Source organism: Paenibacillus qinlingensis, from assembly GCF_013204845.1.
Lineage (GTDB): Bacteria > Bacillota > Bacilli > Paenibacillales > NBRC-103111 > Paenibacillus_E > Paenibacillus_E qinlingensis.
On record NZ_JABMKY010000005.1, the window covers coordinates 217,925 to 230,824 of the forward strand.

Annotated in this window: 5 protein-coding genes; 4 read left to right on the forward strand and 1 reads right to left on the reverse strand. The window is 45.2% G+C overall.

From position 1 onward, the window contains the following. The first annotated feature begins 54 nt into the window (after positions 1–54). The 3 genes from HQN88_RS12885 to HQN88_RS12895 are packed head-to-tail and all read left to right on the forward strand — an operon-like array spanning position 55 to position 9,730. Positions 55–1,671, forward strand: a complete 1,617-nt coding sequence (locus HQN88_RS12885) for a type 2 periplasmic-binding domain-containing protein (RefSeq protein WP_173112059.1) — start codon at positions 55–57, stop codon at positions 1,669–1,671. Between the two features lie 27 nt (positions 1,672–1,698). Continuing rightward, the gene (locus HQN88_RS12890; RefSeq protein WP_173112061.1) at positions 1,699–4,704 is read left to right on the forward strand and encodes a chondroitinase family polysaccharide lyase; all 3,006 of its coding nucleotides are present in this window, start codon (positions 1,699–1,701) and stop codon (positions 4,702–4,704) included. A 43-nt stretch (positions 4,705–4,747) separates the two neighbouring features. After that, positions 4,748–9,730 carry a polysaccharide lyase family 8 super-sandwich domain-containing protein gene (locus tag HQN88_RS12895; protein WP_173112064.1) on the forward strand — a complete coding sequence of 1,661 codons (4,983 nt, stop codon included), beginning with the start codon at positions 4,748–4,750 and terminating at the stop codon, positions 9,728–9,730. Between the two features lie 14 nt (positions 9,731–9,744). Here HQN88_RS12895 and HQN88_RS12900 read toward each other — a convergent pair whose 3' ends face one another. Beyond that, positions 9,745–10,644 carry an AraC family transcriptional regulator gene (locus HQN88_RS12900; protein WP_173112068.1) on the reverse strand — a complete coding sequence of 300 codons (900 nt, stop codon included), beginning with the start codon at positions 10,642–10,644 and terminating at the stop codon, positions 9,745–9,747. A gap of 158 nt (positions 10,645–10,802) precedes the next feature. On the opposite strand from HQN88_RS12900, the gene HQN88_RS12905 reads away from it, so the two are divergent. Continuing rightward, positions 10,803–12,893, forward strand: coding sequence for a beta-galactosidase (locus HQN88_RS12905; protein WP_173112071.1), 2,091 nt, complete (start codon positions 10,803–10,805; stop codon positions 12,891–12,893). The last annotated feature ends 7 nt before the right edge of the window (positions 12,894–12,900 follow it).

Below are 12,900 nucleotides of genomic sequence, written 5' to 3' on the forward strand. Positions count from 1 at the left end.
TTTCATGTTTGATCATGCAAGATAATAACTATTCGGAAGGTATGGTGCTGGCATATGAATCATAAATGGGGATTAGGTACAGTTGCACTCACATTAAGTATGGCTGTTGGACTTGCAGGTTGCGGAGATAAGCAGGCTGCAACCGTAGACGACCAAAAAACGACGACAGCGCAAGTACCGAGCAATCTTAACGTAACCGATTTTCCAATTGCCAAAGAAAAGCTGACGTTAAACATTGCTGCTTTCAAACCGCCATCAGGCAAAGATTTGAACGATTATAAGTTTTTTCAAGATATCGAAACGAAAACAAACATCCATATCAATTGGAACCTGACACCGGGAAGCAGTTGGCAGGAAAAGAAAAACCTGCTGTTTGCCGGCGGCGAGCTGCCGGACGCCTTCTATGCGCATGGTATTTTGAGTGAAGATACGGATGTAGTGAAATATGGTTCTCAGGGCATTCTTATTCCATTGGAAGGCTATATCGATACCTACGCACCAAATGTAAAGAAGTTGCTGCAGGATAATCCCGTGTACAAAAAGCAGTTAACGGCACCGGACGGACATATCTATTCACTGCCGACTATTGATGAAACGTATTCTAGAACGAAATCAACGATGTTTATCAACAAGAAATGGTTAGATGAGCTGAAGCTGCCTATGCCGACGACAACCGATGAATTGTATCAAACCTTGAAAGCTTTCAAAGAAAACGATCTTGGAGGTAATAACAAGAAGGATCAGATTCCTATGTCTTTTTTTCAAAATTGGAATAATGATGTGAACTCCTTGTTCGGTGCTTTCGGTCGTATCGATCGTGATGTTCACAAAGCAGGTAACAATCACCTGTCCGTTGAGAATAACAAAGTAATTTATACGGCTGTTCAACCGGAGTACAAGGCAGCTATCCAATATGTCAACAAGTTGATTTCGGAAGGCTTGGTCGATCAGGAAAGCTTTACGCAGGATGCCAAGGTGTTCAATGCCAAAACCGCTAAAGGGATTGTAGGCGTAGCATTTGACTGGAACCCGGCTAATCAAGATTACGTTTCGCTTCCGCCACTGAAAGGGCCAGCTGGACAGAAGCCAGTGTGGGCGGAGTACCCAGCGGGAATTCTACTGAGAGGTTCATTCGCGATTACGAATGTGAATAAGAATCCCGAAGCAACCATTCGTTGGATTGATAACATGTATGACGCGAAAAATTCTATGCAGCTTAGCAAAGGCGTAATTGGTGGCCAGAGCTTGAAAGAACGCTCCGATGGCAAGTACGAAGTTGTGAATCTTCCAACAGGGGCTAATGAGGATGATTTCAAACAAGTACCTCCAACTGCTTATTCCGTTTGGGCAACCACTAAGGCGGCAAGTGACATGGCTGTAGCTGCTTCTTCAGGAAAACGGACCAAAATCGACATTGATGCCGTGTACGCGCCATTTCTTGTGAATGATTCTTTCCCGAAAGCCTATTTTACTGCCGAAGAAAACGATCAGATTTCACGTTATTTGACGGATGTAGATGCCTATGTTAGCAAGATGTATGCGAAATGGATGATGTCTGGCGGCATTGACAAAGAGTGGGACGACTATGTGAAGAAGTTGAACGAAATGGGTCTGGATAAAATGATGAAGATTTATCAAACGGTGTATGACCGCTATCAGGCAACGAAATAACGGTACGGTGATAGGGGAGTAGTAAGCATGAAGATATTTTCTTTTGACAATGAAATCCCATCGCAATTTGGTTGTGATAACAACGCACGCTTAGAAATAACCGACCAGTATTACAAATACGGAAGGCATAGTCTGCAATGGGATTACAGCGCGGATTCCTATCTGAAAGTGAATGAACCTATTTGCTATCGTCCCTATCAAGAGGGCTCGAGCAGTCAGGAACGCGATTCATTCGTAGTATGGATCTATAACGGTGAGCCAATATCCGATGTACTTACCTTTCAATTTGGACGGAACGATAAGGCGGATTGCCGGTTTGAGTTTCACCTCAATTTCCGCGGGTGGCGTACGGCTTGGGTTGCTTATGAGCGAGATATGCAAGGGAATCCTCACCCGGAAATGGACACGCTGACGATTCACGCACCGAGGTCAATCGCCACGGGGACGTTGTACATCAATCAGTTAATGCTGAACACGCGCATCGATCCTCGATTTCACACACGCGACAAACAAGTACCGTTCGTTAATCTGGAGGCAGATCAGAAAGCGAATGCTCATTGGCTTAGTTTGCTTGCTTTTGATGAACTGAAGGGGAGACAGCCAGCGCCTAAGGTTGTATCCTCCGAACAGCAAAGGGCGCATGGAATTATCCATAAGCGGTTTGAGCAATTGGTCTTTCAAGAACGTGATGTGACGCAAGAAGATGTGATGCGAATAAAGGAAGTTTTCTCCAGCTTCGGAATTTCACACAAGGGGGATGTAATTTCAGGAAGGTCGATTGACCTTCCTTTCTTCGACCATTTTCCAAAGGAAGAGAAAGAACGATGGAAGGAACTTGCGAACTGTGTACAGCTATCTGCGTATACAGATTTCATGTTGGACATCGCCGTCTGCTTTCGGTCCACAGAACATGTGAGTTGGAAGCAAGATTTGTGCGCAATGTTTGTCGATACACTGGACCATATGGATGAGCAAGGCTGGACGTATGGCAGCTCCCAAGGGACTGTCCATCATTTCGGTTACAATTATCGAAATTATTATCCGGCTGTATATCTGATGCGGGAGGAATTGGCGCAAGCAGGGCGGCTTGAACGAACACAGCAAACGATGTATTGGTTTAGCGGCGCAGGGCGCATTCACTCATCGTTTGAAGACATTGAAGGGAATATCGATATTTTCAACACGACTCTTCATGGCATATTGGCAAGCCTGTTGATTATGCCCGATTCCCCAACGAAAGTACATGAGCTGATTTCGTTCAGTGAATGGCTCAGTCAATCACTACTACCAGCACCAGGACTAAGATCGGCCTACAAATTAGACGGTTCTGCCTACCATCATGTTAACCATTACCCCGCATACGCAATAGGCGGCTTCCTCGGCGTTACGCCTGTCATCTATCTGCTAAGTGGTACTCCGTACCGAGTGGCTGAACAAGCTCAAGCCTCTGTTCGCAAAGCGCTTCTAGCCATGCGATTGTACACCAATAAATACGAGTGGCTGGTAAGTCTGTCATCACGACATCCTACGGGGAAAGGGAAATTGGAGGTTGAGCCGTTCAAATATATGGCGTTAGCTGGAACTCCTGATGGGTTACAGTCGGTTGATAAAGAGGTGGCTGCTGCTTATTTACGGCTGCATCATCACGAGGAGAAATCAGAAGTCGCTGAACGGTTTTTAGAGATGGGGATGAGACCAGAAGAGGACCCCAATGGACATTGGACGATGAATTTTGCAGCGTTAGCGATACATCGCAGAGGCTCGTGGCTAGTAGGCGCAAGAGGTCATAGTCGCTATTTGTGGGCGAACGAATCGTATGTCAGCGCCAACCTCTATGGTCGCTACATATCGCATGGCCATGTGCAGATCATGAGTCAAGGCCAGCCGATCAATAATGAGGCTAGCGGCTATCATCATGACGGTTGGGATTGGAACCGTTGGCCAGGGACAACGACTGTGCACAAACCGATCCCAGAATTGCGTTCGGATGTACGAAACGTGGATACGTTCAGCGGATTCGAAGAGATGCTGCTTTCAGACGAAACATATGCTGGAGGATTGAATTTGGAAGGACGGAACGGTATGTTTGCGATGAAGCTGCACGAGCATCCGAAATATGAAGGCAGTCACCGTGCTCGCAAATCGGTCTTCTTCTTCGATAATCGGATCATTTGTCTAGGCTCCGATATCGTGAACACGAATACGACCTGTCCAACTGAAACGACACTGTTTCAGAATCATCTCGCTGATCAGGAGAGTCCAATCTGGGTGAATAACCATAGCCCGATTAGTGAGTTTCCATATGCGTATGAGCATGTTCTGGAGGAATCCATATGGCTTATGGATCATTTGGAGAATGGTTATTACATTCCAGCAGGTCAAAGTGTGTCGGTGTCCAGAAGCGTGCAGTATTCCAAACATCAAGCTACCGATGCGGATACACAGGGGAGTTTTGCTGCCGCTTGGTTGGCGCATGGCTGTGCACCTCAACAAGGCAGCTACGAATATACGATACTTGTGAAAACGGATCGGGATGATCTCGAAGCCTTTTGCAATAGCATGCAAAGAGTCGCATCAGCGGCGTATAGCGTGCTGCGCAAAGATCGCAACGCACACATCGTTAAGGATCATGCGAACGAAACCACGGCTTATGCGTTATTTGAAGCAAATACAGGCATTGACGAGGGATGGCTTCGTGATATCGACACACCGGCGATGGTTATGATTCGGGAGTCAGGCGATGAACTGATCATAAGCGCAGTCGATCCTGATTTACGTTTATATGAGGGCAACGAATCTGATCAATATGATGAAGAGGGTAACCGAATAGAAGTTAGCGTCTATTCTCGACAATGGGTTCGTGCTGAAAGCATTCCGTCCACGATGCGGCTCATTCTAAGAGGGAATTGGATTATGAAAGGTGAGTATCTGGGTTGTCGACTCGCCGCAAGAAATGGAGATGAGCATACGACAGTAATCGAAATTGCGTGTAAGGACGCAATGCCACGGGAGTTTGTTTTGCAGATGAAATGATAAAAAATGGGGGCGTAGTATGAGACTTTCGGGCAAAAAATGTATGGCTAGTATACTGGTTCTTGTGATCTCCTTCTCATTGTGGATAAATCCGGGGCTTGGCGGATTGCCACCCGCAAAAGCGGCAACAACCGTACATGTTAGCGTGAATTATGACGAAAGTGCAACACCTAAGAACACGAAGATTTACAATGGGACCACCTACACGGGTACGATTGGAGGCGCCTGGGGTACTTATAATTCGGCAGCAAATACAGATTATGTCATGATGGCACAAGCCCCCTTGCGTAATAATTACAGTCTCAAGATGGTCTCCAATACAACAAACCTGAATACGGGTAGAAACAATTTAGGTGGAGCCATTGCTGGAAATTCAGGAATTTCGGGCAATCTCGTGTTCGAAGCTAACGTCTATATGAACAGTACCCAGCATCGCAGGGACATTCAGTTCAGGAGCTTGAACGCACCTGTTCCCGCTACGACAACTACGAATGTGTCTGTCCTTACATTTGATAACACAGGAAAAATAAGGGATGCGAGTAATGTTGCATTGGCCAATTATGAGGCGAATACGTGGTATCGTTTGAAACTATTCGTGGATAACGCTGCCAGGAAGGTAAGCTATTTTGCCAATGATCAATTTCTAGGAGAAGCCTCTCTTCCAGCAGCGTGGTTGAATATCAGACACATTTATTTATATCAATATTTTAAAAGTGGGGTTGAGGGGGAGTGGTATGTGGATGATCTCAAACTCTCGGATTATGTACCCGTGACAGGTCTATCTACCTCACTTGATGCACTTGAACTATCAGAGACGACCAGTTCCACCATTACGGCAACTACCCTACCCGCAGATGCGTCAGATCAACGTTTCTTATGGCACGTGGATGATCCAACAGTGGCTACCGTCACTTATGGCTTCATTAGCGCGATAAAAGAGGGCAACACGACCGTTACTGTGAGCACCTATGAGGGTGCGTTCATGAAAACGATTCCGATAACGGTCAGTAAACCGATACTATTGACCAACATTGCCTTACCCAACCAGGCCTCCTTGGTTGAAGGAAAAACACATCCATTACAGGTCGTATTTCAACCTGATAACGCAACGAACAAGAAACTGATCTGGCAGTCATCCGATTCGAGTGTTGCATCGGTTGATACGAATGGGGTAGTCACTGGAATTGCTGCAGGAAATGCAACGATTACAGCTACATCAGAATTAAATAGTGCTATTACAAGCCATACTTCAGTAACCGTAACGCCGTTCATTCCCCTTGTAAGTGTAAGTTTTACGAATGCGCCCTTACAAATAACCAACTATGATACCTTTCAATTGGAAACCGTTGTTGCGCCAGTAAACGCGACCGATAGGCTGCTGACATGGCAATCAAATAATCCCAGTATGATTCGTGTTGATGAGAATGGGCATATAAGGGCATTGAAAGTAGGCACAGCCACCATAACGGCAACTTCGTCCAATGGTAAACAAGCAATTGCGACGATTGAAGTAAAAGCTCCCGTGCTGAAGGATCCGCAAGAGTACGATAAACTTAGAATTCGCTGGAAAGAAACGATTACGGGGAAAGACTCTTTAGACGTGACGAACAGTGAGATCAAAAGCAGAATTGATGATAATGCAGCGAAAGCCCAATTGTATTGGGATAGCTTACAATTAAACGGGGCAAGTACAACACTTTGGACAGATGTAGTACCATCCACTTCGGATTCAACGTTTGTCCTCGATCACTATACACGATTGAAAACGATGGCACAGTCATATGCAACGAAAGGAGCACTGCTTACTAACAACCCTGCGTTAAAGTCAGACATTCTTCAAGCTATGGATTGGATGTTAGATCATTTATATACGAACACAGGCGTGGAGTTTGGTAATTGGTGGAACTGGGATATCGGTATACCCACTCGGTTAGCGGATATTCTCATTCTCATGTATGACGATTTGACGCCAGAGCAGATTGCTAGGAACACAGCAAGTATCGATCATTACATTGGCGATGTTAGTTTACCTACGTTTACGCAGGTGGGGGCTAATCGTTCGGATATTATGTTGATTGAAACGAGAATGGGTCTTGTTGAGAAAAATTATGATCGTCTTATTCAGGCACGTGATGGATTGACGCCTCTTTTTGATTATGTGACAACGGGCGATGGTTTCTATGAGGATGGTTCATTTATTCAGCATAGCAAGGTCGCGTATACAGGCAGTTATGGTGAAGTGTTGATTAGTGGCATGGGGAATTTACTGCTGTTATTGAATGGGAGTACTTGGCAGCCCGTAGTTCCTGAGATAGAGCATGTGTATCGATGGATCCGAGAAGGATATGCTCCAGTTATGTACAAAGGACAGATTCTGGATATGACACGTGGACGCGCGATCGTTAGGGAAGGCTTAGATGCCTATGGATCGGCCAAAAATATATTGCTTGGTATGTCCCGGATCGCACAAACGGCTTCAGAGGAGAGGGCCGCCTATTTAAAAAGTTTCATTAAATATCATTTCCAGTTTCTTTTGGCTAGAGGGCTGACTTACAGTCAACTTCCTCTAGATTTGGCTGATACGATCAAAGAGTGGATCGAAGACCCGGCTATTCAACCCATCGTTGAACTACCCGAACATTTTGAAATGAATGCGATGGCTCGCAGCGTACATGTGGGCAATGGCTATCTTTTCGGAGTGAGTAAGAGTTCTAAGCGAATCGTGACTTATGAGTTGACGAATGGTGAAAATGCGAAAGGCTGGTATACCGGTGATGGCATGACCTATTTGTACAACAATGATTTATCGCAGTATACGAATCATTATTGGGCAACCCTTAATTGGTATCGCCTACCAGGTACGACTGTCGTTGTGAGACCTAGAACGTCAGACCAGTACCAATATGGCGATGGGGAATCATCTCCTGCGAACTCTTGGGCTGGTGGCGCGGTATTAGGCGGATATGGGGTTACTGGCATGAATCTAATCCAGAATGGCACACAGTTGAAGGCGAATAAGTCGTGGTTTACTTTTGACAATGAAATTATTGCCTTAGGCTCAGATATTTCAAGTACAGATAATAAGAGCGTAGAAACGATTGTCGAACAGCGTAAGCTGTCTTCAACGAATACGAATGAACTCTATGTCAATGGGGAGCCAAAGAATGGATTCTTTGGAGAAGAAACGTTGGAGCATCCGGAATGGGTTCATTTGCAAGGCAACGTAGCTGGTGCTGATATTGGCTATGTCTTTCCGGGTACGCAATCACTTAAACTGATGCGTGCGGAACAAGAAGGCCGATATTCCGATACGAGCCTGAGCAATCCGCCTGAAGCAACGATACCTACGGAGCTCTTAAAAAATAATTATTTGACCATGTGGTTTGATCACGGTTCGAATCCAACTCATGATAGCTATCAATATGCTATTCTGCCTAATGCTAGCAAGAACGAAACCTCAGCGTATGCTTCGTCGCCGGATTATACGGTTTTGGCCAATTCACAAGACGTGCAAGCGGTTCGTGAGAATAAGCTGGGGATGACTGGCTTCAATTTCTGGAAGGATAAAGTAACTTCTGTTGGTGGTATAACCTCAAATAGCCAAGCATCGGTTATGCTGAAAGGGAATACACATACAGGGGAATATGAGATTGCTGTTGCTGATCCAACGCTAGAGAATAATGGGTTCATTGAAATTGAGCTTGATAAGCCTGTTCAACATGTGATTAGCAAAGATAATCGAATTGAGATTCAACAACTGAGTCCTACGCTGAAATTCAAAGTGAATGTAAAGGATACGATGGGGAAATCGCAGCATGTCTCCTTGCAACTGGTACCTGAACCTGAAGAAGAAACAGGAACAGGCACAACAGATCCAGAACCAACAGATCCAGAACCAACAGATCCTGAATCGACCGAGCCTAATGGACCAACAGTACGGCCAGATATCGTCATAGTAAAAGATGACAAAGCTATGGTAGAAATGGGATCTGATAAGGATACAGTCTCCGTGCCAACTAAGCAGATTCCGAATGTTCTGCTAAAAGTTCTTGGAGTGACAGCTCAGATGACTGTTCAGCCCGAAATTTTAAAGGCACTCAAGGACAAAATAGTTGGCGATGAAAGTCAAACTACACTGGATATCATGGCGCGGCCCGTTATGGAGTCTTCTATTTTGCAAGCAGGTGTAACGGATCCTACCGTTCGTGTCAATTTAGCAGGTCAAGCTATTGAATTTGCACTAAGCATACGATCTGAGGCTGGTACAACGTGGTCAGCGAATGAGCTCCAATCCGGTGTTGAAATTGTGCTGCCGTTTGATTCTACAGGCAAGGATACTGCGCTACTAGGCGTCTATAGTTATAATAAAACCAGCGGGAAATGGGAATATGTCGGTGGTACTATTGATGTAGCGGCTAAAAAAGCTATATTCTCGCCGGATCAACCGGGCATTTACGCTGTACTGGCGTATGATAAGAAGTTTGATGATATGCCTGAATCACATTGGGCCTCACGAGCTGTGCAGGTATTGTCTGCGAAACATATCATTGAAGGTATGACTTCGGGTGAATTTAATCCTAATGGGAAAACGACGAGAGCACAGTTTACTGCGTTGTTGGTTCGCTCCTTACATTTGAAGAAGCAATCAACATTGACTTCGGACTTCGAAGATGTTCAGGAGAATGCCTGGTATGCCCAAGATGTTGTTGCAGCAAGTCGAGCCGGGTTGGTCTCGGGTGTTACGGAACGGACATTTGATCCGAAAGCGGAAATGACACGAGAACAGATGGCGATCCTATTAGTTAGAGCTTATGAATATTTGAATGGCAGCTATTCGCTAATTAATCGTAAACTGGATGGCTTTACAGATCAAAGCGAAATTTCCACATGGGCAGTAGAAGATGTGAATAAGGCTATCGAATTAGGCATTCTTTCAGGCATCTCGAACGAGCTTTTCTCTCCCTCTTCCACGGCTTTACGAATGGAAACGGCTCAAGCGTTATACAATTTACTTGGAAATAAATAGGCTATATACCTGGATTATGAAAGAGAAATATGCTTCATTTTTCGATACTGGCTGGGCGTAATCCCAGTCTTTTTTTTGAACACACGGTAGAAATGCGTCATATGGTTAAAGCCAGCACGAAAAGCGATTTGCTCCATACTCTCGCTAGTTTCAAGAAGTAGTCGGAGCGCTTCATTCAAACGCAAATCAGTCACATATTCCACGAAGGAACGTCCTGTAAGCAGTTTAAACATGGTTGAGAAATAATTAACCGCCATGGTAGCTTCTGCGGCTGCATCGCTAAGCTTGATGTCCCGGTGATAGTTCATTTCAATGAATGCAATTGCCCTATCAAAATGACTACGGTTAGCCTGCACATGCCGTTTATCTTCCCGATGTGCCATGAAGGCCGCATACTCACGCCCTGCGACAACGAGTAGTTTCTGAATAAGGGATTTGATGATGAGTGCAAAGCCTTCCTGACGTCCTTGCCATTCAGTTTGCATCTCACGGATGAGTGCCTCGATGATTTGCTGACCTTGAAAAGAGAGATTCAACTTTGGAAGCAGAGAGTCATTCAATTGCACAAAAGGGTGAATGAAAGCGAATTTCACGAAGCTCTCCATATCGCTAAGACCTAGTAAGGAGCTATCGAGCAAATAAGGCATGAAATCGATGTGGACAAGCTCAATATCTTTATCCGCAAATAGCTCAAAGTCGTGTTCATAATGTGGCGGAATCGAAAAGAGGTCACCCTTTACAAGGGTGGCTTTTTGATTTTCAACAACATGTATACAGCTGCCCATCTGGACATAACAGATTTGGAAGTAATCGTGGGCATGCAGCCCGACTTGCAGTAACTGCGATTTATTTTTCACGGTTAGGTTAAAGGGGAAATCGGGGCTCATATTTTGTTCCAATGTGAAATAGCGCATGGGGCGGGCTCACTTTCCTTTAAGTTGCTATTATCATCAGCCAAAAACGGAAGAAAGTCTACTTTTTTCTGAAAAATCGGGATAGGGGAAGCCGGGCGGTTGGCGTATAGTTAGGATGATTAACAGATATGAAGACAACCTAGGAGGGACATAATAAGATGTCTAAATTTTCATATGGCACGGTGTTGAAGATACAAAGGGAATTTACACTTGAGGATATCCGCCATTCGCTTGAGAGTATGAAAGAAATGGGTATGAATACAGTTGTCATATGGCCAGCGATTTATTGGTGGGAGGATCGCATGCTGCCGCATTATCCTTTCCATACGGGACGTAAAATTCTAGAAATAGCGGAAGATCTGGATATGAAGATTATCATGGAGCTGGAAGGACAGGTTACGTTCCTCGAATATATGCCGGATTTCGTGATGCGGCCTGAGTATTTCGCAGTGGATCCTGATGGTCATTTCACGAATAAAGGGCCAAACTATGGTGTTGTCAATTATAGCCATCCCGAAGTACGGATGCTGATTCACAAGACATTTTCAGAAGCGGCCGCCAACTATAAAGATTACTCTTCGTTATATGGCTACGACATTTACAATGAAACAAGGTTTGAGTCCTATGATAGCTTCACGCTGCAGGCTTTCCGGGAATGGTTGAAGGAGAAATACGGCACAATTGGAAAGCTGAATGATATTTGGGAGAAAACGTACTACGACTGGTCCCAAATTCAGTTCTCGAATTGGATGTGGGCAAGCGTCATGCCCGTTGTGGACTATAATCAGTTTAAAAAGGCATACATGGGCATGATTCTAAAAGATTGGGCTGCCGTGGTCAAAGCGGTCGATCCACATCACCCGACCATCGCGGATAATGTGTATGCGTCCGTTTCGAAGGATGAACACTATTCACTCCCGCAGGATGATTGGAACGTCGCAGAAAGTGTGGATGAATTCGGCATATCCTTGTATCCGAAGAATGATGCAGTCGGACTGTCACCATCACAGCGTTGGCAAACGCTCTCGGGTGTACATTCAGCTTCTCGTGAGGGGAGATTCTGGATTTCGGAGCTGCAAAGCCATAATGTTGCGATGTTTAATCCATTCTCTGTCGTTCACCCGCATCATCTGCGGTGGTGGTGCTGGGAGGCGATATCCCACGGAGCCAAAGGGATCATCTATTGGAAATGGGACCCTTTCACCAAGGGAGTGCAGACAATGGGACGCGGCCTTGTAGACACGCGAGGGAACTACACCGTTCGGGCACTTGAAGCGGGTTCAATTGCTAAGGTCATACATAATCACGAGAGGGAATTTACTACGTATGACCGTGAACTTCCTAAAGTAGCGATCCTGTACGATAAGCTCAATCATGATTTCACCAAAGCCTACTCGCGCAACCATGGTCAGAAACTGTCGGATTCCATCTATCTAGATTCATTGGCTGGGATGTATGATGTATTATGGGAGGAAGGTATTCCAGCGGACTATGTCATTCCAGAAGAGATCATCGATGGCACGGTGAACATGTATAAAGCATTGTTTATTTCTAGTCAAGTGAACGTAAGCCATGAATTAGCTGCAGCGATTCAGACGTATGCGGAACAGGGCGGAATTGTCGTGTGCGATGGACGTTTCGGAGCTGTGGACAATACAGGCATGGTACATCGCGTTATGCCATTTGGGCAGATGAATGAGGTGTTGGGTTATACATTTGAGGATATCGACCCTGAAGGACTGGATATACATTATGGTGAGAGGGACAACTATCTCCACGGCTATTATGAAAGACAGATTCTACAGGTTTATGATGAGGCTGTTGAAGTAGTTGGCACTTTTACAAACGGAGACCCGGCAATACTCCGTACGCCACGTGGTAAGGGTCAGATTGTTACGATTGCCACATTCCTGTGGTACGGGTACTTCATGGAGAAGCAAGACAGCGTTAGAGCTTTCGTGAGGGAGCTTGTGAGCGAGCATGGGCTAAGGCTTCATCGTACCGATACATTTGGACTGAAGATTTCAACATTGCGGGGAGAAGATGGCCTATTGGTATTCATAATGAATTATGGCGCAGAGGCTTTGTCTTCCGAAGTAAGATTGGTAGAAATTCCAGATGGAAATTGTGAGATTACGGATTTGTATGCGGTCACCACATGCCGAGTAGCTGCCAAGCATGGTGATTTAATGTTTCCTGTCACGGTAGGAAGTCATGATGTGAGTGTCTTTAAGGTTCGATTTGAGTAGGTGCAGG